Origin of the sequence: Rahnella sp. RcJ3, from assembly GCF_009498575.1 — a bacterium.
In the GTDB taxonomy this organism is placed as follows: domain Bacteria; phylum Pseudomonadota; class Gammaproteobacteria; order Enterobacterales; family Enterobacteriaceae; genus Rahnella; species Rahnella aceris.
Genome location: NZ_QSNX01000008.1, coordinates 192,831 through 219,197, shown reverse-complemented (window position 1 = coordinate 219,197; position 26,367 = coordinate 192,831). Strand labels below are relative to the sequence as shown.

Below are 26,367 nucleotides of genomic sequence, written 5' to 3'. Positions count from 1 at the left end.
GTATCGTAACTGAATTAACATAATCGTGTTTGAGTCCTAAAGTCATGAGTATGGTCTCCCTAAACCAAATCACAGAGACTATACTCATGGAAGAACTATCGGATTGGGAATTTAAATCAATTTTACAATTTCAGTTCAGAGAAATCCCTGACGCGTTTGGATGGTAACTGACTGAATTTACACACCATAGGTTTCAAGGAGTATCCTTTACAATGTTAAAAGCTGTTATCCCTGTTGCCGGTCTGGGCACACGTATGTTGCCAGCGACGAAAGCCATTCCAAAAGAAATGCTGCCTATCGTCGATAAGCCTTTGATCCAGTACATCGTTAATGAATGTGCTGCGGCGGGCATCAAAGAAATCATTCTGGTCACACACTCTTCGAAAAACGCGATCGAAAACCACTTCGATACCTCTTTCGAGCTGGAAAGTATGCTTGAATCCCGTGTGAAACGTCAGCTGCTGGAAGAAGTGCAGTCTATCTGCCCGAAAGGCGTGACCATCATGAACGTACGTCAGGGGCAATCAAAAGGCCTTGGGCATGCGGTTCTGTGTGCAAAACCTCTGATTGGTAATTCTCCTTTCGCGGTTATTCTGCCAGACGTTTTGATGGATGATTCCACCAGCGATCTGCGTAAAGATAACCTTGCTGCCATGCTTCGTCGCTTCCAGGAAACTGGCAACAGCCAGGTCATGGTTGAAGAAGTGCCGGAGAAAGACGTTTCCAAGTACGGTATTGTTAACTGCAACGGCGTAGAAGTTGAGCCGGGCGAAAGCGCGCCAATGACGGCTATCGTTGAAAAGCCGGAACTGAAGGACGCGCCATCAAACCTCGCGGTTGTCGGCCGTTATGTTCTGTCCGAAGCTATCTGGCCACTGCTGGCAGTGACACCGTATGGTGCAGGTAATGAAATTCAGCTGACTGATGCCATTGCCATGCTGATGAAAAAACATACTGTTGAAGCCTTCTCCATGACGGGCCGTTCGCATGACTGTGGTGATAAGCTCGGTTACATGAAGGCGTTTGTTGAGTACGGTATTCGCCATAACACGCAGGGCGAAGCGTTCAAGGCATGGTTGAAAGAGTTTGCCGAAGAGTAAAAATTGATTGACTTCGAGCAATAAAAAGCACCGAATTTTCGGTGCTTTTTTTTATCTGAAGTGATATTTAGAAAATAATTCAGGCCGGACTAGCCCATCAGCCTGAATTTATAATCAGTTATGTTCGTTAAGTAGTTGGGTCAGATACGCGCCATAAGCAGTTTTGCTCATTAATGCAGCTTGTTCAGCAACACGCTCTTTGCTCAACCATCCTTTACGAAACGCAATCTCTTCCAGACAAGCTACTTTAAAACCTTGTCGTTTCTCAATGGTGTGGACGAATTGTGAAGCCTCAATCAGGCTATCATGTGTTCCTGTATCGAGCCACGCAAAACCTCGGCCCAGAAGCTCCACCTGCAATTGACCTTTCTCAAGATACATTTCGTTTAATGTCGTTATCTCAAGCTCACCACGATGAGATGGCTTAACTTGTTTAGCCATTTCAACGATATTTTTGTCATAGAAATAGAGTCCGGTCACTGCCCACTGAGATTTTGGTTTTAATGGTTTTTCCTCAATGGAAAGTGCTTTAAAGTCCTTATCAAATTCAACCACGCCAAAACGCTCGGGGTCTTGAACCTGATAGCCGAAGACTGTTGCGCCCGTTTCTCGTTTAGCAACGGCTTCAAGCTGTTTGCCAAAGCTTTGACCAAAATAGATATTGTCGCCAAGAACAAGTGCACAACGTTCGCCGTTTATAAACTCTTCACCGATGATGAATGCCTGGGCAAGGCCGTCTGGAGATGGCTGTACTGCATACTCGAGTTTAATGCCGAATTGAGAACCATCACCCAGTAAGCGTTGAAAGGATGGCATATCTTCAGGGGTAGAAATCACCAATATTTCATTAATACCTGCCAGCATAAGCACAGATATTGGGTAATAAATCATCGGTTTATCATAAATCGGTAACAGCTGTTTCGATACACCGCGGGTTAGGGGGTACAAGCGTGTGCCTGAACCGCCAGCTAAAACGATACCTTTCACTAGATTCTTCTCCTTAAAATTAGTTAGTCAAGCCAAGACGTTCACCGGCATAAGAACCATCCTGAACCCGGAGCCACCAATTTTCATTGTTCAGATACCATTCAACCGTTTTACGAATTCCGCTTTCGAAAGTTTCTTGTGGTTTCCAGCCTAACTCTTGCTCGATCTTACTGGCATCAATGGCGTAACGCATATCGTGACCAGGACGATCTTTCACAAATGTAATCAGTTCGGAGAACTTGGCGATCCCATTTGGTTTTGCGGAAATCAGTTCATCGAGCAACTCACAAATGGTTTTAACGACGTCAATATTTTTGCGCTCATTGTGACCACCAATGTTATAGGTTTCGCCTACGACACCCTCGGTAACCACTTTATAAAGTGCACGGGCATGATCTTCAACATACAGCCAGTCGCGCACCTGTGCGCCATCACCGTATACCGGTAATGCTTTACCTGAAAGTGCGTTCAGAATGATGAGTGGAATGAGTTTTTCCGGGAAATGATAAGGACCGTAATTATTCGAACAATTTGTCACAATAGTAGGGAAGCCGTAAGTGCGCTGCCAGGCTCGCACTAAATGATCGCTGGAGGCCTTTGATGCAGAGTAGGGACTGCTTGGCGCATATGGCGTCGTTTCAGTGAAAAGATCCGTTGTGCCGTGCAAATCGCCATACACCTCATCCGTTGAAATATGATGGAAGCGGAAAGCCGATTTTTTCTCTTCAGGCAGAGAAAGCCAAAAATGTCGGGCTGCTTCCAGAAGCACATAAGTGCCAACAATGTTGGTTTCGATGAAGGCTGCCGGGCCATCAATCGAGCGATCAACATGGCTTTCAGCAGCAAGATGCATAACAGCATCCGGTTGGAAGTCAGTAAAAAGAGTATCCAGTTCTGTGCGATCACAAATATTTGCCTGCGCAAACTGATAGCGGGGATCAGATGATACGGGAAGGAGTGACTCAAGATTGCCCGCGTATGTGAGGCTATCGACAACCAGGACACTATCCTTTGTATTATCAATAATGTGACGAACAACTGCTGAACCGATGAAACCGGCACCACCGGTGATCAAAATTTTCATATATACGTACTCATTTATTAAGTGTTAGCTTTTTCACATGCCCAAAAAATCAGCTATTTCGCTTTTGTCGCGAATAAGAACATAGCGTAGCGCAGAGTTAGTGTAAGCGCAGCTATAATCAGGTGATTCCTGCATTTTCATGCTAAATATTTCTGCAAGCTATGTTTAACTAAAATATATCAACGGTCTGTTTAAAAAGTACCCTGCTGTTGTGGGGGGCACACACACAAAATCTTCTGCCAGAACTGGACACGTATCATATTACTTGTGACTCAGGGTTCTTGTAGGAATTGTCCAATTTGCAGCAAAAACTTGGTTTCAGAGAGGGGGATGGCTGTCTCATTATCGGTCACGGTGCTCTGCTGGTCAGTGTATTGCAAATTGCGGATGAGTTTGTAAGCAACGAACCGTATAGTAAAGATACAGTTAGCCGAGAAATGAACTTTTAGCCAGATTCTGAGTGAGCCACAATAGGCATTTGTGGTACGATTTTTTAGAAAATGGGAATGGCTGAATGCTTCATAAATGGAATTTGTAAGAACGGCATCAACAACCGTTTATACAGCAAAGGTAACGTGTCGTTGGATAATTGCATAACGAGTGAGCTATAAAAATGAATGTTATTGACACAGAAGTTATTGGCGTAAAATTAGTGGAACCTAAAGTTTTCGGTGATGATCGCGGATTCTTTTTGGAAACATTTCAGCAAAATCGCTACAAGGAAATGTTAGAAATCGATCTGGATTTTGTTCAGGATAACCACTCCCGTTCATCGAAAAACGTTCTTCGTGGCTTACATTTTCAAACGTCTAAACCGCAGGGCAAGTTGGTTCGTGTTGTCCGTGGTGAAGTATTTGATGTTGTGGTTGATATCCGTCCAGAGTCCGCAACTTTCGGTAAGTGGGTAGGTGTATATCTTTCGGAAGACAATAAGAATCAGCTGTGGGTACCACCCGGTCTTGCCCATGGCTTTGTGGTGATTTCAGACTTCGCCGATTTTGAGTATAAATGTACTGATTACTATGATCCGAAAAATGAAGGTTGCTTGATCTGGAACGATCCTGAAGTCGGGGTAAAATGGCCTGTTAGTGAACCGTTGCTCTCTGCAAAAGATGCATTGGGTCAAGGTTTTTCAGAACTTTTTAAAATTTGATGTGCTGTCAAAGGCCTCGGGTTTTGGCTTGAGGCATCAATACAAGAACACTGTAAAATTCTATAGGTACTTTAACCAAATGAAATTGTTGATCGTAGGATGCGCGGGCCAGGTTGGTAGAGAATTGGTGCGACGAGCTCCGGCTGATTGGGAGGTAAAAGCTGTTGACAGGCAAGAGCTTGACATTACCGATCACCGGAAAGTAATGAGTGTTGTCAGCGAGTTCCGCCCTAACTCGATTATTAATGCTGCTGCCTATACCGCTGTCGATCGTGCAGAATCTGAACGTGAATTTGCCTATTTAATCAATAGCACAGGCGCTGAAAATTTGGCTATTGCAGCGCAACAGGTTGATGCTTCTTTTCTCCATATATCGACTGACTATGTTTTTTCTGGGGACCATGAGGGATGCTATGTGGAAACAGATACCACAGGGCCTACCGGTGTTTATGGTGCAAGCAAATTGGCAGGTGAACAAGCTGTTGCCATGGCTTGTAAAAAACACATTATTTTGCGTACTGCCTGGGTATTCGGTGAGTATGGCAACAATTTTGTAAAAACAATGCTGCGACTGGCGAAAGACAGAGAGCAATTATCTATTGTTGGGGATCAATTCGGAAGTCCAACTTATGCCGGGGATATCGCGGAAACTCTGCTTGCAATAGCTGGTCAACTTAAGCCTGAAGACGAACGTTGGGGCGTGTATCACTATTCAGGGTATCCTTATACATCATGGGCAGGTTTTGCGGCAGAAATCTTCACCTCAGCTACAAAACATTCAGTTCTCGCTAAATCGCCTTCAATACTGGATATTAAAACTGTTGAATACCCGACGCCTGCCAAACGTCCCTCCAACTCCAAACTTGATTGTGGCAAGTTATTGAAAAAATTCAATATTGCACCAAGTGACTGGCAGAAAGCACTTGAAAATATCGGTGCGTACCACGGGTGAAATTAGAAAATTGATTCAGGCAACTTTCAAGGTGTCAATTAATTTGAGTTGAGTTTTAAAAAACCTCAACTCAAAGAAACTGTTAACTTTCAAATGTGAAGCAAAAAGAGAAGTCTATGAATCCTCATTTAGGAAAACCCACTTCACTGCTTTCGCTATTTAATAGCGCGTGGAATAATAAAAATTTAATATTACAGATGGCTAAGCGTGAAATTATTGGCCGATATCGTGGTTCAGTGATGGGGGTCTTCTGGTCATTCATCAACCCAATTTTTATGCTGGTTGTATATACGTTGGTGTTCTCGGTTGTTTTTAAAGCCCGCTGGGGCACTCAGGCTGCTGGAAATGAATCTAAAGCCGATTTTGCGATAATTCTCTTCGTCGGTTTGATCATTCACACACTGTTAGCTGAAATGCTCAGTCGTGCCCCTTCCATGATTTTAAATAATGTAAATTATGTTAAAAAAGTAGTTTTTCCTCTTGAAATATTGCCGCTGGTCGCGCTGGGTAATGTGCTTTTCCATAGTTTTGTTAGCACATTTGTTTTGTCTGCGGCTTTTGTCATATTTAATGGTTACCTTCATTGGACTATAGTTTTCTTTCCATTAGTCCTGTTCCCTTTGATTTTACTGACGCTGGGTTTAACTTGGTTTCTTGCCTCGTTAGGGGTGTTTATCCGTGATGTTAGTCAAACCATTTCGATTGTAGTCACTGTATTAATGTTTCTTTCCCCTGTGTTTTATCCTATTACAGCTGTGCCTGTTGCAATGAGAAAAGTAATTTTACTTAACCCATTGACATTTATTATCGAGCAAGGAAGGGCTGTCATTATTTGGGGGGAATTACCTGATTTTACGGGGCTGGCAATATATTCCTTGATTGCAATTTTCATTATGTGGTTAGGCTATGCTTGGTTCCAAAAGACTAGAAAAGGATTCGCAGATGTCCTCTGATGATTTTGCCATTAGAATTGAAAATGTTGATAAATGTTTCCAGGTCTATGAAAGTCCTGCACGCAGGCTTAAGCAATTCGTTATGCCTAAAATTGACCGTAAATTAGGGAAAGAGGCACGCATCTATCATCAGGACTTCTGGGCGTTAAAAGATGTGTCTTTTAATTTACCACGTGGCCAGACGATGGGGATTGTTGGCCAAAATGGTTCTGGCAAGTCCACACTCTTGCAAATAATTGCTGGGACTTTAACGCCGACAGCGGGAAATGTAGCCGTCAATGGTCGTGTTGCAGCCTTACTGGAACTGGGGGCAGGTTTTAATTCTGATTTCACAGGTCTGGAAAATGTTTATTTAAATGCTTCTCTTTTGGGGTTATCTAAAGAGGAAACTGAGAATAAATTAGATGACATATTATCTTTTGCCGACATTGGCGGTTTTATCAACTCTCCGGTCCGTTCGTATTCGAGTGGGATGTTGGTCCGCCTGGCATTTGCAGTTCAGGCGCAAATAGACCCAGAGATTCTTATTGTTGATGAGGCCCTGGCAGTTGGGGATGCAAAATTTCAGGCGAAATGTTTTTCACGACTGAAAAGGCTTAAACAGGACGGTACTTCAATTCTTTTTGTATCACATGCCACAGAGCAAATTGTGACACATTGTGATAGTGCACTGTTGTTAGACCATGGAGTGGTACAAGTTCAGGGTAGCCCTAACGATGTGGTTAACAGGTATTTGGATGTTCTTTTTGGTAAGAAAAACGGCTCATCCATTAGAAAAGATCAAGACGATAAACTTGAGAAGGCTGTTTCCCGTGAAGTTCAGATTCGGGACCGGGAATCGAAATCTAACCTCTCACCTGGTAGCTTCAGCTCATTATTGACGGGAGAATACTCAGAACGCCCTAACTATAATCCGTCAGAGTACCGATGGGGAGACCGTGCAGCGGAACTGATAGATTTTTACATCTGTCAGGATGGTGAAGATTATCCAAGCACAGTTACACCTGGAAAAGAATTAACCCTGGCTATTAAAGTAAGATTTCGCGACGTTGTCGTGAGGCCAATATTTGGTTTCGCTATTAAAACTAAAGAAGGCGTGACAATCTATAACACGAATAGTGAATGGCAATCTGTAGACTTGGTTGATGTGGCGGAAATTGATACTGAAATGGTGGTTTCTGTTACATTGCCGATGATGGTATATGAAGGTGATTTCTTTATCTCTGTCGGTATTGCCAGTAGTTCTCTTGATGGTGAGATTATACCGCACGATCGCCGGTATGATTCAATACACTTGGCTGTCGGGCCTGTAAAATCTTTCACTGGCTTAGCCAATTTGAATGCGAGAATAAATTTTGAAACAGAATAACATACATGAAATTTTATTAAATAATGACTTCTTTATTGATAAAACGACCAATGTTTGGCGTCCTGTTGAATTGCCAGCTTTTGCATATAATGACGGTGATGAGGCTGAGAATTACGTATTGAAGTCTGTTACCGAATCAGCTGATGTAAGCATAAATTCAAAAGAGCTGTCAGATAAGATGAAGGATTGGCCATCCACTTATCATCTTTCCTCCAGACGCTCGAATTTATTGCGTCCTTTTGAGCAGTGGTTAAAAGGTAAAAAGGTTCTCGAAATAGGTTGCGGTTGCGGCGCAATAACGCGTTTTTTGGGAGAAAGTGGCGCTGATGTTGTATCGGTAGAAGGAAGCCTTCGACGTGCTCAAATTGCAAGAGCACGAACCCGGGATTTGTCTAATGTAGACGTCATTTGTGCACCGAGTGATATTATACCTGACATTGGTCATTTTGATGCAGTTATACTTGTAGGCGTATTGGAGTATGCGCGAGTATTTCTTGGACACGATGGTCAAAAAACTCTTTTAGATTCATGTCGGGACAGAATGACTGAGACCGGCAAGCTTTTCGTCGCAATCGAAAATAAATTAGGTATAAAGTATTTTTCAGGAGTCAATGAAGATCATGTAAATATGCCAATGTTTGGTATCAACAACTCTTACACTGAAAAAAGCGTCGTTACTTTTGGCCGTAGTGAACTTAAAGCTGTGCTAGCTAATTCAGGTTTTTTGCATAACGAAGAGTTTTTGCCACTTCCTGATTATAAATTACCCGTCAGCATTATTTGCCCGCGTGGATGGAAAAACTTTTCATCACAATTTTCGCAACTGGCAATCGAAAGTGCACATCAGGACCCGCAGAAAAATTCAGAAAATTATTTTTCTATTGAGGAAGGTCTTTATAATATTTGGAATAATGATCTTGCACCTGATTTGAGTAACTCTTTTTTAATGGTAAGTAGTCAGATAAAACCTGATGAGGAAATTATCGATCAAACGATCGCTGCTTATCATTTTTCAGATGGCAGAGCTAATGAATTCAAAAAAACAAGTCTATTCAAAACTAATTTAAATGATGAATTAGTTGTGCTCACCAGTGGCGGTGATGTTTCAATTCCATCATCAGTTAATGAACATTCAATTGTTGAAAGTGGTGTTTTCCATGACGGCGAGAGTTTATGGCTTTCTCTCGTTCATACTGTGAACAAACCCAACTGGACAATTCAAGATATCGTTTGCTGGTCCAGTATCTGGATCAATGAAATTCAAAAGCGAGCCAGTCTTTCCAAAGAATTCAATAGCCTGACGGTTTTGCCTTCTGAGTTTTTGGATGCAATGCCTTTCAATTTTATTACATTAGATAATGGTGATAAGAAACTTTTTGACCAAGAGTGGAATTCACCTGCTGAGATTACTCTGGGATATATAGTCTTCAGAGGGATTTTCCATTCTCTATTGCGATTGACGTCAATTTCATCAAGCCCATCTTATCGGGGAGAAAGTATTGCTGATTATTCATTATCTATTATGAATGCAATAGGCTTTAGCTGTGACGATGATTTAAAAAATACCTGGTTGAAAGCAGAAGCAGATTTTCTGGCATCTGTTCAGTCTAAAGATGCTGTTGCTATACTCTCTGTTCTTAAAGAGGTAAAATTAAATGTCAGAAGGGATTCTGCAAAGGCTATTGTCAACGACTTAAACACTGCAATTGAAGAACAGAAACATTTACAGGGGCATATTGCAGAATTGCTTACTGTAGCTGATGAACGCGCAAGCGTAATTCAGTCACTTGAATTAGATATTGCCGGCAAAGAGATGACTATTAAAACATTAGAAGATGCCAACAGAGAAAATGTTGATAAATTAAATAATTCTCATTTAGAACTACTGGATAAAATATCTTTACGTGATAAGCAACTCACTGAGCTTTATAACGATGCTGCTCTCAATGAGCAGCTTTTGGGACAGTGCCGCCATGAAAATCATTTATTGCAACAGCAACTAAATGGTATTTACGATTCTTCCAGTTGGAAATTTTCAGCTCCTATTCGCGTAATTTCAAGACGCACTCCCTCTTATTTACGCAATCCAGCGCGCGTGATTTTTAGAAAATTTTTCTATATTGGACAAAGTGTTAAGGTTAAATCTGGCCAAGTTGTGCGGAACGTTATACGCCCTGCTAAATTGCTCACCACACGAGTGAATCAGCGCAGTAGAACATATGCACAGCGTGTTTATCATGCTCTGCCAGATAGATATAAGCTTAGTGCTTTAAAAGTTGCGATGAAATTAAAACCAGAATGGTTCTATGACCATCCATCTTTTATCCGTACTAACGAGAGCATTGCAGGGATCAGGCAAGCTAAAACTGACTGGATGGTTGATATTAATACCTGCAGAGACAATTTTAAAGGAACACCAGGCAAGGTCGCTGTACACTGCCACATATTTTATCATGATTTAATAAATGAGTTTAGTGCCCATCTATCAGTTATCCCGTTCTCATTTGACGTTTATGTATCAGTTACTACTGAGGAAGGGAGAGACGTTTGTACTAATGCGCTGAAGAAAATAAAAAACATTTCTAATTTATATGTTGAAATTGTACCGAATCGCGGCAGAGACATTGCGCCGATGTTCTGTCAGTTTGGTGAACGGCTAAAAGAATACGATTATGTCTGTCATATACAGAGCAAAAAGTCTCTCTATAATGGTGGGACAACGTTGGGATGGCGTGAGTATTTGTTTAATACTCTTTTAGGTACTGAAAAAAATACAAATCGTATTTTTGGATTATTCCAAGATAATCCTACGGTAGGGATCATTTTCCCCCAAGCTTTTGTTCAGGTGCCGTATCCGGCATTTACATGGTTGGCTAATAAGCAAGATGGGGCAATGCTTTGTCAACGTATTGGTATACCGATGCCTGAAAGTTATTACCATTTCCCAGCGGGTTCCATGTTTTGGGCAAAAATGTCAGCAATGAAACCTCTTTTTGACCTAAATCTTCAATGGGAAGAATTCCCGGAAGAATTGGGCCAAACTGATGGTACATTAGCGCATGCGCTGGAAAGGATGCTCGGGATTGTACCTACATCTCAAGGCTATCAGTCCATTATTATAAAAGATCATAGCAGCCCTTCTTGGTCACCATTTCGCTTTGATCAGCAATATTTAAATCGTGCTGATGAAACTTACAGCCATTTGATCAGAGATTCCAAAACTAAAGTTATAGCATTCGATATTTTTGATACATTACTTGTTCGTCCATTACTCGTTGCCGATCATACTAAAGAAATCATTCGTCAGAGATTGAATGAGTCCGAGGGCAAGCTCTTTGCTAATTTCAGAGCAATGGCAGAGGTTAATGCACGCAATATTAAAGGGAAAGATATTTCCATCTCTGATATATATGAGCAGTTTGGCTTGCTAACTAAACTGTCTGCCGAGAAATGTGCTGAAATTCAACGCATTGAAGAAATTGTTGAATTAGCATCAGTATCACCTCGAAAAGATATGGTACACCTCCTCAATAAATCCAAGGAATGGGGCAAACGTGTTGTTCTCATCAGCGATATGTTTTTATCAATACAAACTATCGAAACGATGTTAGAGCTCAATGGGATTGATAATTATGATCGCCTATACCTTTCCTCAGATTTGGGCATAAGGAAAGATACCGGACAACTCTATTCATTCATGCTTGATGAAGAAGGCGTGAAGGGTGAGGAAGTTGTTATGTTTGGTGATAATGAGCGCTCCGATTTGCAACTGCCTTGTGATGAGTTCAAATTGCGTGCTTTACACATACTCCGTGCTGCAGATCTCGCCAAATCTTTGCCTGAATATGAGACTCTTATTCGACCAGAAGTTTATGAGAACAATCTCAATCGAGAATTGACCATTGGGATGTTAGTCAGAGAAAACCTGAATAAATGCTATAACTTTGATGCTAATGATATTGCTATATTTTCATCTGCCCCTCGTCAACTTGGCTTTAATCTCGTGGGGCCGACAATATCAGCATTTTGCGCATGGCTTGCTGAGAGAGCAAAAGCGCAAAATGTGACGGATCTATATTTCCTTGCTCGTGAGGGTAAGCTAATCAAGCAAGTTTATGATGCATGGTCCAAAACAGTTGATGATGCTCCAAATAGCCACTATCTACAGGTTTCCCGCAGAGCGGTTAATGTCCCAAATATTGCGTCATTTGAAGATATTTGTGCAATCGCGCTGTCTAATTATTATCCTAATAAAGTACAGAGCTTTTTCTACGAACGGTTTGGTTTAGAACTTTCAGATGATCGTTGGAATGAGATTTATGCCTCAGGTGTCTGGAAAAAAGGTACTTTACTCCAGGTAAAAGACGGGGATTTGTCTGCTATTAACGACTTATTGCATGTTCTTACACCTGATATTTTGGCTGAAGCTTCAGCTGAAAAGAACATCCTTTTACAGTATTTTGACTCTGTTGGGCTTACCAGCAGCGAAAATGTAGCGGTAGTGGATGTGGGATATTCTGGGACGATCCAAAAATCTATAAATAAATTATTGTCTGGTCCAATTCACGGATTCTATTTCGCGACCGCACATAACATTCGCGAGGGCATGCCAGAAAATGCATTTGCCGAAGGCTGTTATGTTGAATTGGGGCAGGCTAAAAATATTGGCTCCCGCATATTCAGTAACAGTTTCTGCTTGGAGCAATTATTAAGCGCTAATGACCCTCAGGTGACGAAGTATGTCTTTGATGAAGATAATTTATTTAAACCACGCTTTAAGGTTTTAAGTGAAGCAGAATTGTCCACTCAACCCACCCGAAACGCGTTGCAAGAAGGTGCGATGGACTTCGTGAATCAGTCCGTTGAGATTAGAAATAAATTTTACAATAGCTTTGTACCTTCGGTAGAGATTGCTGATGTACTGTATGCTGATTTCATTGAAGCAACGCTTGAGAATAAGAACAGTGTCCTGGAAAAAATGGTTCTTGATGATGACTATTGTGGACGAGGTTTGATCAACTGAGTTTTTGGTTTTCTTTTCTAAAGTCTGCCCCTGTGGGGCAGACTTTTTCTCAGTATCAGAATAAGGTTATCCCAATATGCAGGACCCTGAAATTGCAGTTATGATGTGCACGTACAATGGTGCACCATATTTGCTATCTCAACTAGAATCTATTGAAAATCAATCTGTCAATAATGTACATATTTACATCTCTGACGATGGTTCTTCCGATGAAACCTGCGCAATAGCCCGTTCATTTATTGATTGCTCCCACTTTGAAGGCACACTCTTAAAAGGTCCAAAACGCGGGTTTGTAGAAAACTTCATGCATATGGTTAACAATGAAGAAATATGCGCGAAATATTATGCCTTTTCTGATCAAGATGACGTCTGGAAATCTGACAAGCTGGAGCGGGCGATTAATTGGCTTTCTGAGATCCCTGAGGATGTCCCTGCGCTGTATTGTTCCAGGACAACATTGACGGATGCTGAAGGAAAAATCATCGGGGCCTCCCCTAACTATAAACGCCCCCCGGCTTTCGCAAATTCAATCCTTCAAAACATTGCCAGTGGCAATACGATGGTTTTCAATCATAAGGCCAGAGAGCTTCTTGCTCTGGCTTATGGCGCTCCTATGGTTGCGCATGACTGGTCTCTCTATCAGATTGTCAGCGGATGTGGTGGGAAAGTTTTTTTTGACACTATTCCTACTGTATTTTATCGACAACACCATAATAATGTTATTGGCAATAGTATGGGGCTGGGTAAGCGAATACAAAATTTTTTGCAGGCTCACAGTGGGAGAGCGGCTATCTGGAATAATATGAATTTTGAAGTGCTGGGCAGGGTCAGTCGACACCTTACGCCGGAGTCTGCGGCGACTCTGCACGACTTTAAAAGCATCAGGAACAGTAGCCTTTCGATGAGGTTAAAACTGATGAAAAGTTCCGGTATCTATCATCAACAGGCCATCGGCTATTTCACCACACTGACTTATGTGCTGCTGAATAAAATATAAGACTGGTATAAATAGTGAAAATCATCGCTTCCTTAGTGCTCTATAAACACCAGTATGCGGATATCGAGCCAACGATTAACTCATTGATTAATGAGGAAACTATATCAAAAATTGTCATTGTTGATAATGGCGGGGAATGCCGCTGGTTAAAAGACTATAGCCACCCTAAAATCGAGATCCTAATTTTAAAGACCAATTGTGGTTTCGGGACAGGTCATAATGAAGTATTCAGGCGTTATGCAGAGCAGTATGAGTTTACGCTGATCTGTAATCCGGATATTGCTTTCAAATCCGGCGAAGTTGACAAACTCTATCATTACTGTGTCATTAATAAGATCGGATTGAGCATTCCTAAAGTCATTTACCCAGATGGTTCCTTGCAGCATTGCTGTCGACTATTGCCGACACCGTATCAGCTTTTTATAAGACGTTTTTTTACCCGCCTTTCCAGCGGTATTAACGAGACTTATGAACTACATCAGGCTGATCTCAATCAGGCATTTTTCGCCCCCTCTTTATCCGGATGCTTCATGCTCATGAGCAGGGATGCCCTGAAGGAAACAAAAGGATTTGATCCCCGTTTTTTCCTTTACCTGGAAGATGTTGATTTATCTCGAAGGGTGAGCCAATCAGAATTCGCTGTACGATATTGCCCTGACTCTGTTGTCGTCCATGAGGCTCAGCGTTCCTCATACCAGAATAAAAAATTTATGATTTATCACGTTGTTTCCGCAATTAAATATTTCAATAAATGGGGTTGGTTCTGCGACAAAGAGAGAGCACAGCTTAACCAGAAATGCCTTAGCCAGTTACCGATTAAGAATGGCCGTTGAAACATAAGTCGTTAAAGTGTGCCTGCGAAAGCTCTTTTTTACCTGCATTCCCCACATGTTACCGGTAAAGTAAAGCTGGCCTCTGAGAAGGGCGAAGCAGGGGATTGCTGGCATGTGCGATCAGAATATTGTTATGGCTGCAATAGGTTCACCCTTCGCCATTCTCATGTACAATGCTTGTGTTCATTTGTATGGCTCAGTGCAGTTAAACTCACTGTTTACAGGGGTTTAGACTAAAAACTGGGCGATCAACTATTTCAGACAGGAGTTGCTAATGTCCAAACAACAGATCGGCGTTGTCGGTATGGCGGTCATGGGCCGTAACCTCGCGCTTAACATTGAAAGCCGTGGTTATTCCGTTTCCATTTTTAACCGTTCAGGCGACAAGACTGATGAAGTCATCGCTGAAAATCCGGGTAAAAATCTGGTTCCGCACTACACCGTCGAAGAGTTTGTTGACTCGCTGGAAAAACCTCGTCGTATCTTGCTGATGGTGAAAGCCGGTGAAGCAACTGATAAAACCATCGCATCCCTGACTCCGCACCTGGATAAAGGCGACATCCTGATCGATGGCGGTAACACCTATTACAAAGACACCATTCGCCGTAACCGCGAACTGTCCGAGCAAGGTTTCAACTTCATCGGTACCGGCGTTTCCGGCGGTGAAGAGGGCGCGCTGAAAGGCCCGTCTATCATGCCTGGCGGTCAGAAAGAAGCCTACGCGCTGGTAGCACCTATTCTTGAAAAAATCGCAGCCCGCGCTGAAGATGGCGACGCTTGTGTGGCTTACATCGGTGCAGATGGTGCTGGCCACTACGTCAAAATGGTGCACAACGGTATCGAATACGGCGACATGCAGCTGATCGCAGAAGCGTATTCTCTGCTGAAGCAGTCCCTGAACCTGAGCAACGAAGAGCTGGCGACCACCTTTGCTGACTGGAACAAAGGCGAGCTGAGCAGCTACCTGATCGACATCACCAAAGACATCTTCACTAAGAAAGACGAAGAAGGTAAATACCTGGTCGATGTGATCCTGGATGAAGCAGCGAACAAGGGCACCGGTAAATGGACCAGCCAGAGCTCACTGGATCTGGGCGAACCACTGACGCTGATCACCGAGTCTGTGTTTGCCCGTTACTTGTCTTCCCTGAAAGACCAGCGTGTTGCGGCTTCTAAAGTACTGTCCGGCCCGGCGGTGAAACCTTTCTCTGGCGACAAAGCGGAGTTCATCGAGAAAGTGCGTCGTGCTCTGTATCTGGGCAAACTCGTTTCTTACGCGCAAGGCTTCTCACAGCTGAAAGCCGCATCAGATGAGAACAACTGGGATCTGAACTACGGTGAAATCGCGAAGATTTTCCGTGCGGGTTGTATCATCCGTGCACAGTTCCTGCAGAAAATTACCGATGCGTATGCTGAAAATGCCTCTATCGCTAACCTGCTGCTGGCTCCGTACTTCAAAAACATTGCTGATGAATATCAGCAAGCGCTGCGTGATGTCGTGTCTTATGCCGTTCAGAACGGTATCCCGACGCCAACCTTCTCTGCTGCGATCAACTACTACGACAGCTACCGTTCTGCGGTTCTGCCCGCCAACCTGATCCAGGCACAGCGTGACTACTTCGGTGCGCATACTTACAAACGTACCGACAAAGATGGCGTATTCCATACCGAATGGTTGGATTAATTGCCTGACCGGCACGTGTTAAGCGTGCCGGTGTTGTCACGTCGAGACAAAAAAGCCGCCAATGCATCAGCAAAGGCGGCTTTTTCACGTCTGAACTTTTACTTTTGAATTTTCGACGTTATTTCTTATGACGCTGACGCAGATTCTCAATGACCGCACTCAGGTTCAGATCCTGATCCTGCAGCAATACCAGCAGGTGATAAATGAGATCTGAGGCTTCATTTTTCAGTTCAAAGCGGTCGTTGACGGTGGCAGCCAGCGCAGTTTCAACGCCTTCTTCACCGACTTTTTGTGCGATGCGTTTGGTACCGCTGGCGTAAAGTTTGGCGGTATACGAGCTTTCCGGATCGGCGGTTTTGCGCGAGGCGAGCAGTTCTTCGAGCTGATACAGAAACGCCCAGTCGGTTTCAGCAGGGTGGAAGCAGCTGTTATTGCCTTTATGGCAGGTCGGGCCAAGCGGATTGACCAACACCAGCAGCGTGTCGTTATCGCAATCCGGGGTGATGCTGACGACGTTCAGATAGTTTTCTGACGTTTCGCCTTTGGTCCACAGACGCTCTTTGGTGCGTGAATAAAACGTTACCTTGCCGGAAGACTGCGTAACGCCCAGTGCTTCCTGATTCATATATCCGAGCATCAGCACTTCACCCGACACCGCGTGCTGGATGATGGCTGGCATCAGGTTATCCACTTTTTCCCAGTCGAGCTGGCTAATCTGTTCATCGGTCAGCAGACCGGTTTTTACATCCTGATTACTCACAAGCGGATCTCCACGCCATTTTCGGCCAGGTAGCTTTTCAGCTCGCCAATATTAATAATTTGTTTGTGGAACACAGAGGCGGCCAGTGCGCCGTCGACCTGTGCTTCGCGGAAGGCGTCGAGGAAGTGTGACATGGTCCCCGCGCCACCCGAAGCGATCAGCGGAACATGACACACTTCGCGGATCATCTTCAGTTGCTCAAGGTCATATCCGTTACGCACGCCGTCCTGATTCATCATATTCAGCACAATTTCACCTGCGCCGCGTTCCTGCACTTCCTTCACCCAGTCGATAGTCTGCCAGGTGGTGATCTTAGTACGCGCTTCATCACCGGTAAACTGATGAACCTGATAAGTTCCCGTCTCTGTATCGTGCCACGTATCGATACCCACGACGATACACTGTACACCATACCTGTCGGCAAGGCGGGTGATCAGTGTCGGATCCGCCAGGGCAGGGGAATTAATAGAAATCTTATCTGCACCAAACTGCAAAATCTGGCTGGCATCTTCAAGGCTCTTAATGCCACCCGCCACGCAGAAAGGGATATCAATAACTTCAGCCACGCGCGATACCCAGCTTTTATCCACTACGCGGCCGTCGCTTGAGGCGGTGATGTCGTAGAATACCAGTTCGTCCGCGCCTTCCTTCGCATAGCGCTGCGCCAGCGGTACGATATCGCCGATGATTTCGTGATTGCGGAACTGTATGCCTTTGACGACCTGACCGTCTTTAACGTCGAGGCAGGGGATTATCCGTTTTGCCAGCATGAAATTGCCTCCGTCACATTAAATTTACCGTCGAGCAATGCGCGCCCGACAATCACGCCTTCCACACCGCTGTCACGCAATGCAGCGATATCATCCAGTGAGCCGATACCGCCTGAAGCCTGAAACGCCACCTGCGGATAACGCGCTGTCACTTCACGATAAAGCTCGACATTGGAACCGGCCAGCGTGCCGTCACGGGAAATATCGGTGCACAGCACATGTTTCAGGCCGAACGGCAGATATTGCTCGACGACCTGTTCCAGCGTGGCATTGGAGTTTTCCTGCCAGCCGCTGATGGCCACCTTTTTGGTACCTTCGGCATCGATGCGTACATCCAGTGCCAGCACCAGCGCATCCGCGCCGAAACGGCTGAACCAGCCCTGCACGGTCGCCGGATCTTTCACTGCAGTCGAACCGACCACCACGCGGGTTGCGCCAGCGTTAAGCAGTGCTTCAACGTCCTGCTCATTACGGATGCCGCCACCGACCTGCACCGGCACGGAAACACCGGCCAGTAATTTCGTCAGCAAAGGGATCTGGCGTGCAGCCGGATCTTTCGCGCCGGTTAAATCGACAAGGTGCAGAACCTGCGCACCTTGCTGCTGATAATCCTGCAAACGCGGTAACGGATCATTGCCGTAGTCACGTTGCTGACCGTAATCGCCCTGATGCAAACGCACCACGCTGCCTTCGATCAAATCCAAAGCGGGAATAATCATGCTGTTTACATCTCCAGAAAGTTTTTCAGCAACTGTGCGCCCGCGGCACCGGAACGTTCGGGATGAAACTGCACGCCGAAGAAGTTGTCTTTTTGTACGGCGGCGCTGAAGGGCTCGCCGTAAAGTGTCTGAGCGACCGTGTTTTCGCATACCGGCATGGCAAATCCGTGGACGAAATAGAAGTAAGCATTTTCATCAATGCCGCGGAATAAATGGCTGTCGGCGTTGGCGGTGACCTGATTCCAGCCCATATGTGGCAGCGGCAAACCGAGGTCTGGCATGCGCTGCACCGGCGTCTCAATAATACCCAGTGTATCGATACCGCCATTTTCTTCGCTCGATGAAGCCAGCAGTTGCATACCCAGACAAATGCCCAGCACCGGTTGGGTGCAGGCTTTGATCAGGTCAATAAGCTCACGCTGTTCGAGCTGTTCCATCGCCGCCTGCGCCGTGCCGACGCCCGGTAAAAACAATTTGTCAGCCTGCAACACAATCTCCGGTTCACGGCTCACCGTGGGCTCATAGCCCAGACGCTGAACTGCATATTTCACGGAAGAGAGGTTGGCACAGCCGGTATCAAGGATAACGACATTCATCACAGCACTCCTTTCGAGCTCGGCAGGGTGTTGCCATCCACACGAATTGCCTGGCGCAGTGTGCGGCCAAAGGCTTTGAACAGGCTCTCAACACGGTGGTGATCGTTCTTGCCTTTAGTACGCAAGTGCAGGGTACAGGCCATCGCATAAGACAGTGAACGGAAGAAGTGTTCGACCATTTCCGTGCTCAGGTCGCCGACGCGCTGATAGTTAAATTCAGCTTTGTATTCCAGGTGCGGACGCCCGGAGATATCCAGTGCACAGCGAGCCAGACATTCATCCATTGGCAGTACGAATCCGAAACGGCCAATGCCACGTTTATCGCCCAGCGCTTTGTTCAGCGCTTCGCCCAGCGCCAGTGCGGTATCTTCCACCGTGTGGTGATCGTCGATATATAAATCGCCTTTCACTTCGATGTTCATACGAAAACCGCCGTGCGTAGCGATCTGATCCAGCATATGGTCGAAGAAACCGACGCCGGTACGGATTTTGCTTTCACCTTCGCGATCCAGCCAGACATCCACATCAATGGCCGTTTCCCGCGTTACGCGGTTAACTTTTGCATGGCGGTCACGTTGAGTCAGTTGCTCTGCAATCGTCGCCCAGTTCAGCGTATCGCGCTGATAACGCAGCCCGGCGATACCCATATTGGCCGCCAGCTGGATATCAGTGTCACGGTCGCCAATCACATAACTGTTTGCCGTGTCCAGCACGCCGCTTTCCAGATAACCCGCCACCAGTTTGGTTTTTGGTTTACGGCAATCGCAGTGATCGGCTGGCAGGTGCGGACAAATCAGCACCTCGTCGAAAACGATGCCCTGTGAGGTCAGGATCTGCATCATCAGGTTGTGCGGCGGGTCGAAGGTTTCCTGCGGGAAACTGGCGGTGCCCAGACCGTCCTGATTGGTGATCATCACCAGTTTAAAACCGGCATTTTGCAGCGCTAAGAGTGCCGGAATGACGCCCGGCTCGAGGGCCAGTTTGTCCAGACGGTCGACCTGAAAATCTTCAGGTGGCTCGGAAATCAGGGTACCGTCGCGGTCGATAAACAGTGTTTTTTGCAATAACGGACTCTGGCTCACATGTGCTCCTTGCGGGGGCTATTTTGATTATCATTAAGAGTGGATGCGGTAGCGCCAGGTAAAGGCTGCAGGGCGGTGATCACCCGTTGCAGTTCTTCCCGGGTACCGATTGTGATCCGCAGGCAGCCGGAAAGTCCCGGTTGCTTGTTCTGGTCACGCAGGATAATGCCCTGATCCCAGAGGTTTTTAAAGACGGCACTTGAAGCGTAGAAGCGGACGAGGACGTAGTTAGTGTCGCTGGCAAAAACCTCTTCAACACAGGCGCATTTTTCCAGTTCTTCCCGCAACCACGCGCGGTTTTCCGTCACTTCAGTCACCCGCTGACGCATTATCGCCAGCCCTTCCGGGCTCAGCGCCTGTGCAGCGATATCGGCTACAGGCGTAGATAAAGGATAAGGCGCGATCACTTTCATTAATAAACCAATCAGGTCGCTGTTGGCGAGCGTGAAGCCGCAGCGCAAACCGGCGAGGGCAAACGCTTTGGACAGCGTGCGCAAAATCGCCAGGTGCGGATATTCCTGCAACCAACCCGACACTGTCGCCTGCGGGCAAAATTCAATATAGGCCTCATCGACCGCTACAATGGCGCGTCCGCGGGTCATTTCCAGCACAGCACGTATCTCTTGCGGATCGATGATATTGCCGGTCGGATTATTCGGGCTGCACACATAAACCAGTTTCACGCCATCCAGCGCGGCTTCAATGGCCGGGAGATCCAAAGACCAGTCGGCTTTTGCGGCCACGGTGCGGCCTTCCACGCCAATTGTCTCGGCGCTGACGCTGTACATGCCGTAAGTCGGCGGGCAATAAAGAATAGCGTCTTTGCCCGGTTCACAGAATGCGCGGATCAACAGTTCAATGCCTTCGTCTGCGCCACGGCTGACCAGCACCTGTTCCGGGTCAACACCCGCATAAGCTGCGTAACGGTTGATCACCAGCGCAGGCTGACATTCCGGATAACGGTTAAAGGTCTGCTGCGTCAGTTCGAACTGTGGCGCGATGGCGTATTCGTTAGCGTTAAGCCACACATCACCGTTGCCGCCGAGACGACGTGCGGACTGATACGGGGTCAGTTCCTGCACATTCTTACGTGCCAGCGCCTGAACGCTGAGGGTGTTTTCATTGCTCATCAGCGTTGCTCCTTTAAAGCGTTAACGCGCAAAGTCACGGCATTTTTGTGTGCGGTCAGTTGCTCAGCCTGCGCCAGGGTTTCGATGGTATTTGCCAGACCGAGCAAACCTTCAGGCGTTAACTGCTGAACGGTCATGCGTTTCTGAAAATCTGCCAGACCGAGGCTGGAACAGGTGGCCGTGTAACCGTAAGTCGGCAAGACGTGGTTGGTGCCGGAAGCGTAATCGCCTGCGGATTCCGGTGACCAGTCACCGAGAAATACTGAACCGGCGCTGGTGATACTGTCGACCAGTTGCTCCGGCTCACGGGTTTGCAGGATCAGGTGCTCCGGACCGTACGCATTGCTGATTTCAATACACTGCGCGATGTCTTTCGCCACAATCAGACGGCTGCTTGCCAGTGCCTGACGGGCAATCTCGCTGCGGGATAATGTCTGCAACTGGCGTTCAACGGCTTCACCAACCGCCTGCGCCATTTTCAAATCCGGCGTCAGCAAAATCACCTGAGAATCGGGGCCGTGTTCTGCCTGAGAAAGCAAATCAGAGGCGACAAAGTCAGGTGTCGCGCCACTGTCGGCAATCACCAGCACTTCTGAAGGCCCGGCTGGCATATCGATTGCCGCGCCGTCCAGGCTCTGACTAACCTGACGCTTGGCTTCGGTGACGTAGGCATTGCCCGGCCCGAAGATTTTCGCCACACGCGGCACGGTTTCGGTGCCAAAGGCCAGCGCGGCAATTGCCTGCGCACCGCCAAGCTGATACACCTCTTCCACGCCACACAGTTGAGCGGCATACAGAATTTCATCGGCAATCGGCGGCGGAGAACACAGCACCACTTTCTGGCATCCGGCAATACGCGCCGGGGTCGCTAACATTAATACGGTGGACACCAGCGGCGCAGAACCGCCCGGAATATACAGACCCACGGACTGAATAGGGCGGGTCAGTTGCTGGCAACGTACGCCGGGCTGGGTTTCGATATCCACCACAGCCAGTTTTTGTGCCTGATGAAAGGTATCGATATTGCGCACGGCATGTGCCATCGCCTGTTTAACGTCCTCACCTAAACGCGCGGCCGCTGCCCCGATTTGCTGTGCAGTGACGCGCAATTCCCGGACTTCAGTTTTATCAAAGCGGGCGCAAAACTCGCGCAGCGCACTGTCACCTTCACTGCGCACGCGGCGCAGGATTTCACTGACAGATTCGGTAATACGGTCAGACGCCGAAATTGCCGGGCGTGTCAGCAGCTCGCGACGCTGTTGTTCGTCGCATTGCTGCCAGTCAATCGGGGTAGTGAACGCGTCAGGCTTCATGGCTTACTCCATCATTTTTTCGATTGGCAGAACCAGAATGGAGCTGGCGCCGAGCGCTTTCAGTTTCTCCATCGTTTCCCAGAACAGGGTTTCGCTGCTGACCATGTGCATGGCCACACGTTGCTGATCGCCTGCCAGCGGCAGAATGGTCGGACGCTCAGCGCCCGGCAGCAGGGCAACGATCTCATCAAGACGCTCACTTGGCGCGTGCAACATAATGTACTTGGATTCGCGTGCCTGAATAACGCCCTGAATACGGGTCATCATTTTGTCGATCAGCAGTTGTTTCTCTTGTGGCATTTCGCCGTCGCGCTGGATAAGACAGGCTTTGGAGCGATAAATCACTTCCACTTCACGCAGGCCGTTGGCTTCGAGCGTGGCGCCGGTAGAGACCAGGTCACAAATCGCATCCGACAAACCGGCGCGCGGGGCGACTTCCACAGAACCGTTCAGCAGGCAGGATTTGAAATCGACGCCTTTTTTATCGAGATACTGCTTGAGCAGGTGCGGATACGAGGTGGCGATGCGGGCGTTTTGCAGGCTTTGCGGACCGGTATACTCCGTGTCCAGTGGCGTCGCCAGTGACAGACGGCAACCGCCAAAATCCAGACGACGCAGGGTGAAATAACGCGGGTCTTCGCCCTGGGCGCGGCGGCTCAGCAACTCTTCTTCCAGCACGTTTTCACCGATGATACCCAGATCCACCACACCGTCCATCACCAGCCCCGGGATATCGTCATCACGCACGCGCAAAATGTCGATCGGCATGTTTTCTGCGAAGGCGATCAGACGCTGTTCCTGCAGGTTGATTTTGATCCCGCAGCGGGCCAGCAGTTCGCGTGATTCATCGCTCAGGCGACCCGACTTTTGCATTGCTATCCGTAAACGTGTTTTATCCAGCATGATGACCTCAGTTTCTTAATTATTTATCGTAAAAATCGTTTGTTTAAAGGCGTTAACTTCAATCCGTCAGGCCAAAAAAAAAGCCCCCGGAAGAAATCTTCCGGGGGCTATCTCTGCGTTCTGCGCCACTGGAAGATCTAAACAGTCTCCCAGCACCAATCGCCTGAAAGACTAGTCAGGGTGATGGTGATGACGGTGGTTAATCAGAACGTTTGTCATGTCAGTGTCTCAGTATGTTCATTTATATGCCGCGTGATTCAGATTTGAATCATTCGCCACACATATCAAATTCGCTGCCAATAAAACTAAACTATCGGGCGGTAACAGCGCAACCTTTTTTTCCGATGATGAGTTTTTCTTATCTGCAGCAGGGTTTTCATCGAATAAATGAATGATCTGTTAACAGAGGCAGAGAAAACCTTACGCAGGCTGAACCGGGAAAAGGTGACATTTGCTAGTATAAAGGAAGCAGTATCAGCAGTGGGTGATGTGATGCCACATGCCAATGAAACAACGGAGCGAAGTATGAAGAAGGTTTCGATTATCGGACTGGGCTGGCTGGGAATGCCACTGGCGATGGCGCTGGCTTCAAAAGGTTATCAGGTGGTCGGCAGTAAAACCACGCCGGATGGGGTAGATGCCGCCAGAGCCGTGGGGATCGAGTGTTTCCCGCTGGTGTTTACGCCGCAGATGGAATGTGTGGCGGAAGATCTCGATCAGTTGCTGAATGTCGATGCGCTGATTATTACCCTGCCTGCGCGCCGGACGGTGGACGGCAGCGAACTGTACTTCCAGGCGGTACAGCTGTTAACCGACAGCGCGCTGGCGCATAACGTCAAACGCATTATTTTCACCAGCTCGACATCTGTTTACGGTGAAGGAGAGGGTGTGGTGCGTGAGGGGTCGCCGCTTGAACCGGTCACGACCAGCGGAAAGGTGCTCAAAGAACTCGAAAACTGGCTCCATGGTTTACCCAATACGTCTGTCGATGTACTGCGTCTGGCCGGTCTGGTCGGCGGCGATCGCCATCCGGGACGTTTTATGGCCGGAAAGACGCAGGTGAAAGGCGGTCAGCATGGTGTCAACCTGGTGCATCAGGATGATGTGATTGCCGCGATTGCGTTGTTACTCAGTCTGCCGAAAGGCGGCCATACATATAACCTGTGCGCACCTGCTCATCCTGCTAAAGCGGAGTTTTATCCGGCGCTGGCCAGACAGATGGGGCTGGAGCCGCCGACTTTTGCTGAACAAGCTTCAGCACAGAAGGGCAAAATCGTCGATGGTGAGCGAATCTGCAAAGAACTTGGCTTTGAATATCAGCATCCTGATCCGCGAACCATGCCTTTTTAATCACCAAACGCGGTGTAGATAATTTCACGTTATGACCTGCCGGAAATTTCGGCAGGTTGTTAAGTGTCTGCTGCATTAACGTTCGGAAAACCCCTTTCTCATGTGCAGGAAATTATTCATTTATCCTGCAACGCCTATTTTATCCTTCCGTTTAATTAGCCGGTTTAATGGCGGTACATTTTTTAGGCTTGTTGTCTAATATTCTTCTGACAGCGTAGTTAAAAATGCGTTTTAATCGCCAATCTGCAGGTGAAACTGGCGACAGATGCTGGTTTGGTAATAAAATTCCTAGTCGCGCGTTTTTAATTTGCTATTGCGCGGTATAAAGCACTTTTTTAAGCACAATGATTAAAGTTTTCCTGAACAGTTGCCGATAGGTTAAGTTCGGCACCACTATGCCATTCCATCACTTCTTCTTATCAATCCGGTCTTGTTGCTGGATGTTTCCGCGTGTCCGGTCATAAATTATTACAATAATTGTCTTTTTATTTCTTAAACCGCGTGCCTGCTCACGGTTTAAGAACAATTCGCGCTTAATTTCCTCACAAACCATTAGGACAACTCCCCGAAAACCCTTGTGCTGACTGGGTTGGGTGTATTTAGCACAATGATCATGCTATTTGAAATTTCCAGCATAAATAGCTGCATGAGAAGTTATTAATTATTATCTGTGCTGTTCATTTGGCTTTGGTTGGCCTTTGTACAAATTGATCTAAAAAAGGCTAAAAAAGGCTGTCTGAAGAGAGCTTTTTAGACGCTTTTTTACTTTTGGCTTAAAAATGCGCAGATTTTTACGATAAATTGCACTTTCAGAAGCAAAATAAAGTTATAAAGTGTGATCTCTATCACACTTTATTCAAAATTCGTCAACGGTAAGATTGTATGTATAAAGGAAACGGGGTTAGAGTTGCAGCGTAGTAAGATTATTCCTAATAATGTATGTAAAAGCGTTTCACTGAATGAGGCGCCATCACAGCAACGGACTCTGCCAGTACACCAAAACTAAAGTGTTTTTCGATTACTTAGCAGTGCAATTGTCACAATTAATTTAGTTTACATCAGGAACAACTTTGTATTGGCGGTGAAGTAAATACCGCGGGATAAATCTAATAATCATCGTGAGATTTATTAATCAGCCAATGATCCAATTGTTTTGATAGTAAAAAATACTCCTGTCACGCCGGGTAAAACTCTTGCTGCATGGAATATGTCTATCAATCCGCCGTCTTAAAAAAACGGCATCGGTAATGGGGTAGAACAGAATGTCCGAATTGCTTAAGCACATATATGATATCAACCTGTCATATTTACTGTTGGCACAGCGTTTGATTAACGACGAAAAGGCCTCAGCGATGTTTCGCCTGGGGATCGATGACGTTATGGCAGATACCCTGAGACAGCTGACGCTGCCTCAGATGGTGAAGTTAGCTGAAACGAACCAGCTTTTGTGTCAGTTCCGCTTTGATGACAGCAAGACAATTGAACGCTTGACCCAGGAATCGCGGGTGGATGACTTACAACAAATCCATACCGGTATCTTGTTGTCCAGCCATCTGCTGAAAGGCCTGGCCGCGAAAGAAAGCGGCGCGATGAAGAAAAGGGCGTAGCT

At 46.4% G+C, this 26,367-nt stretch carries 21 protein-coding genes and 1 other annotated feature; of the genes, 11 read left to right on the top strand and 10 right to left on the bottom strand.

Annotated elements, in window-relative coordinates; translation table 11 throughout:
- Positions 1-212: 212 nt before the first annotated feature.
- Positions 213-1,100 carry a UTP--glucose-1-phosphate uridylyltransferase GalU gene (gene galU / locus DXU84_RS12880; protein WP_013575068.1) on the top strand — a complete coding sequence of 296 codons (888 nt, stop codon included), beginning with the start codon at positions 213-215 and terminating at the stop codon, positions 1,098-1,100.
- 114 nt (positions 1,101-1,214) lie between these two features.
- On the opposite strand, the gene rfbA is transcribed toward galU, so the two are convergent.
- Positions 1,215-2,087: a glucose-1-phosphate thymidylyltransferase RfbA gene (gene rfbA / locus DXU84_RS12875; protein ID WP_037034876.1), complete on the bottom strand. Its 873-nt coding sequence runs from the start codon at positions 2,085-2,087 to the stop codon at positions 1,215-1,217.
- 19 nt (positions 2,088-2,106) lie between these two features.
- Positions 2,107-3,171, bottom strand: coding sequence for a dTDP-glucose 4,6-dehydratase (gene rfbB / locus DXU84_RS12870; RefSeq protein ID WP_153375910.1), 1,065 nt, complete (start codon positions 3,169-3,171; stop codon positions 2,107-2,109).
- A 613-nt stretch (positions 3,172-3,784) separates the two neighbouring features.
- On the opposite strand from rfbB, the gene rfbC reads away from it, so the two are divergent.
- The 8 genes from rfbC to gndA all read left to right on the top strand — a co-directional run bounded on the left by rfbC (position 3,785) and on the right by gndA (position 16,135).
- Positions 3,785-4,324 carry a dTDP-4-dehydrorhamnose 3,5-epimerase gene (rfbC, locus tag DXU84_RS12865; RefSeq protein ID WP_112198264.1) on the top strand — a complete coding sequence of 180 codons (540 nt, stop codon included), beginning with the start codon at positions 3,785-3,787 and terminating at the stop codon, positions 4,322-4,324.
- Positions 4,325-4,403: 79 nt separating this feature from the next.
- On the top strand, positions 4,404-5,276 hold the full coding sequence (gene rfbD / locus DXU84_RS12860) for a dTDP-4-dehydrorhamnose reductase (RefSeq protein ID WP_134706174.1): 873 nt from the start codon (positions 4,404-4,406) through the stop codon (positions 5,274-5,276).
- A gap of 116 nt (positions 5,277-5,392) precedes the next feature.
- Positions 5,393-6,229: an ABC transporter permease gene (locus DXU84_RS12855; protein ID WP_153375908.1), complete on the top strand. Its 837-nt coding sequence runs from the start codon at positions 5,393-5,395 to the stop codon at positions 6,227-6,229.
- Positions 6,219-7,598, top strand: coding sequence for an ABC transporter ATP-binding protein (locus tag DXU84_RS12850; RefSeq protein ID WP_112151819.1), 1,380 nt, complete (start codon positions 6,219-6,221; stop codon positions 7,596-7,598). Before DXU84_RS12855 ends, DXU84_RS12850 begins: the two co-directional genes overlap by 11 nt.
- Positions 7,585-12,621 carry a rhamnan synthesis F family protein gene (locus tag DXU84_RS12845; RefSeq protein ID WP_153375906.1) on the top strand — a complete coding sequence of 1,679 codons (5,037 nt, stop codon included), beginning with the start codon at positions 7,585-7,587 and terminating at the stop codon, positions 12,619-12,621. The genes DXU84_RS12850 and DXU84_RS12845 overlap by 14 nt, the downstream gene beginning before the upstream one ends.
- A 76-nt stretch (positions 12,622-12,697) precedes the next feature.
- Positions 12,698-13,618: a glycosyltransferase family 2 protein gene (locus tag DXU84_RS12840; RefSeq protein ID WP_134706176.1), complete on the top strand. Its 921-nt coding sequence runs from the start codon at positions 12,698-12,700 to the stop codon at positions 13,616-13,618.
- A 14-nt stretch (positions 13,619-13,632) separates the two neighbouring features.
- A complete protein-coding gene (locus DXU84_RS12835) occupies positions 13,633-14,451 on the top strand; it encodes a glycosyltransferase (protein WP_370461770.1) in 819 nt (272 codons plus the stop codon).
- Positions 14,452-14,725: 274 nt separating this feature from the next.
- Complete coding sequence (gndA, locus tag DXU84_RS12830) at positions 14,726-16,135, top strand: NADP-dependent phosphogluconate dehydrogenase (protein WP_013575079.1); 1,410 nt, start codon at positions 14,726-14,728, stop codon at positions 16,133-16,135.
- A gap of 118 nt (positions 16,136-16,253) precedes the next feature.
- Here the strand turns inward: gndA and hisIE are convergent, their stop codons facing one another.
- The 8 genes from hisIE to hisG are packed head-to-tail and all read right to left on the bottom strand — an operon-like array spanning position 16,254 to position 23,408.
- Positions 16,254-16,868, bottom strand: a complete 615-nt coding sequence (gene hisIE, locus DXU84_RS12825; protein ID WP_041689068.1) for a bifunctional phosphoribosyl-AMP cyclohydrolase/phosphoribosyl-ATP diphosphatase HisIE — start codon at positions 16,866-16,868, stop codon at positions 16,254-16,256.
- A 23-nt stretch (positions 16,869-16,891) separates the two neighbouring features.
- Entirely contained in the window at positions 16,892-17,665 is a 774-nt protein-coding gene (gene hisF, locus DXU84_RS12820; RefSeq protein WP_013575081.1) for an imidazole glycerol phosphate synthase subunit HisF, read from the bottom strand.
- Complete coding sequence (hisA, locus tag DXU84_RS12815) at positions 17,647-18,384, bottom strand: 1-(5-phosphoribosyl)-5-[(5-phosphoribosylamino)methylideneamino]imidazole-4-carboxamide isomerase (RefSeq protein WP_013575082.1); 738 nt, start codon at positions 18,382-18,384, stop codon at positions 17,647-17,649. The genes hisF and hisA overlap by 19 nt, the downstream gene beginning before the upstream one ends.
- Before the next feature lie 5 nt (positions 18,385-18,389).
- Complete coding sequence (gene hisH, locus DXU84_RS12810) at positions 18,390-18,980, bottom strand: imidazole glycerol phosphate synthase subunit HisH (protein WP_013575083.1); 591 nt, start codon at positions 18,978-18,980, stop codon at positions 18,390-18,392.
- Complete coding sequence (gene hisB / locus DXU84_RS12805) at positions 18,980-20,044, bottom strand: bifunctional histidinol-phosphatase/imidazoleglycerol-phosphate dehydratase HisB (protein ID WP_015689709.1); 1,065 nt, start codon at positions 20,042-20,044, stop codon at positions 18,980-18,982. The genes hisH and hisB overlap by 1 nt, the downstream gene beginning before the upstream one ends.
- Before the next feature lie 14 nt (positions 20,045-20,058).
- Positions 20,059-21,192 (bottom strand): histidinol-phosphate transaminase, encoded by a 1,134-nt coding sequence (gene hisC / locus DXU84_RS12800; protein ID WP_121019428.1) that lies wholly within the window; start codon positions 21,190-21,192, stop codon positions 20,059-20,061.
- The gene (hisD, locus tag DXU84_RS12795) at positions 21,192-22,505 is read right to left on the bottom strand and encodes a histidinol dehydrogenase (RefSeq protein ID WP_013575086.1); all 1,314 of its coding nucleotides are present in this window, start codon (positions 22,503-22,505) and stop codon (positions 21,192-21,194) included. Before hisD ends, hisC begins: the two co-directional genes overlap by 1 nt.
- A 3-nt stretch (positions 22,506-22,508) precedes the next feature.
- Positions 22,509-23,408 (bottom strand): ATP phosphoribosyltransferase, encoded by a 900-nt coding sequence (gene hisG / locus DXU84_RS12790; protein WP_013575087.1) that lies wholly within the window; start codon positions 23,406-23,408, stop codon positions 22,509-22,511.
- A 74-nt stretch (positions 23,409-23,482) separates the two neighbouring features.
- Positions 23,483-23,604 (bottom strand) — a sequence feature (His leader region).
- Between the two features lie 329 nt (positions 23,605-23,933).
- Here hisG and DXU84_RS12785 point away from each other — a divergent pair.
- Both DXU84_RS12785 and flhD read left to right on the top strand, forming a co-directional pair.
- Positions 23,934-24,758, top strand: a complete 825-nt coding sequence (locus DXU84_RS12785; protein WP_112198259.1) for an SDR family oxidoreductase — start codon at positions 23,934-23,936, stop codon at positions 24,756-24,758.
- 1,262 nt (positions 24,759-26,020) lie between these two features.
- Entirely contained in the window at positions 26,021-26,365 is a 345-nt protein-coding gene (gene flhD / locus DXU84_RS12780) for a flagellar transcriptional regulator FlhD (RefSeq protein WP_013575090.1), read from the top strand.
- The last annotated feature ends 2 nt before the right edge of the window (positions 26,366-26,367 follow it).

What these genes read in the sequence shown, in the direction of transcription:
- galU (WP_013575068.1), top strand. Translation starts at nt 213, where the DNA reads ATGTTAAAAGCTGTTATCCCTGTTGCCGGTCTGGGCACACGTATGTTG.
- rfbB (WP_153375910.1), bottom strand. Translation starts at nt 3,171, where the DNA reads ATGAAAATTTTGATCACCGGTGGTGCCGGTTTCATCGGTTCAGCAGTT.
- rfbC (WP_112198264.1), top strand. Translation starts at nt 3,785, where the DNA reads ATGAATGTTATTGACACAGAAGTTATTGGCGTAAAATTAGTGGAACCT.
- rfbD (WP_134706174.1), top strand. Translation starts at nt 4,404, where the DNA reads ATGAAATTGTTGATCGTAGGATGCGCGGGCCAGGTTGGTAGAGAATTG.
- DXU84_RS12855 (WP_153375908.1), top strand. Translation starts at nt 5,393, where the DNA reads ATGAATCCTCATTTAGGAAAACCCACTTCACTGCTTTCGCTATTTAAT.
- DXU84_RS12850 (WP_112151819.1), top strand. Translation starts at nt 6,219, where the DNA reads ATGTCCTCTGATGATTTTGCCATTAGAATTGAAAATGTTGATAAATGT.
- DXU84_RS12840 (WP_134706176.1), top strand. Translation starts at nt 12,698, where the DNA reads ATGCAGGACCCTGAAATTGCAGTTATGATGTGCACGTACAATGGTGCA.
- gndA (WP_013575079.1), top strand. Translation starts at nt 14,726, where the DNA reads ATGTCCAAACAACAGATCGGCGTTGTCGGTATGGCGGTCATGGGCCGT.
- hisF (WP_013575081.1), bottom strand. Translation starts at nt 17,665, where the DNA reads ATGCTGGCAAAACGGATAATCCCCTGCCTCGACGTTAAAGACGGTCAG.
- hisA (WP_013575082.1), bottom strand. Translation starts at nt 18,384, where the DNA reads ATGATTATTCCCGCTTTGGATTTGATCGAAGGCAGCGTGGTGCGTTTG.
- hisH (WP_013575083.1), bottom strand. Translation starts at nt 18,980, where the DNA reads ATGAATGTCGTTATCCTTGATACCGGCTGTGCCAACCTCTCTTCCGTG.
- hisC (WP_121019428.1), bottom strand. Translation starts at nt 21,192, where the DNA reads ATGAGCAATGAAAACACCCTCAGCGTTCAGGCGCTGGCACGTAAGAAT.
- hisD (WP_013575086.1), bottom strand. Translation starts at nt 22,505, where the DNA reads ATGAAGCCTGACGCGTTCACTACCCCGATTGACTGGCAGCAATGCGAC.
- hisG (WP_013575087.1), bottom strand. Translation starts at nt 23,408, where the DNA reads ATGCTGGATAAAACACGTTTACGGATAGCAATGCAAAAGTCGGGTCGC.
- DXU84_RS12785 (WP_112198259.1), top strand. Translation starts at nt 23,934, where the DNA reads ATGAAGAAGGTTTCGATTATCGGACTGGGCTGGCTGGGAATGCCACTG.
- flhD (WP_013575090.1), top strand. Translation starts at nt 26,021, where the DNA reads ATGTCCGAATTGCTTAAGCACATATATGATATCAACCTGTCATATTTA.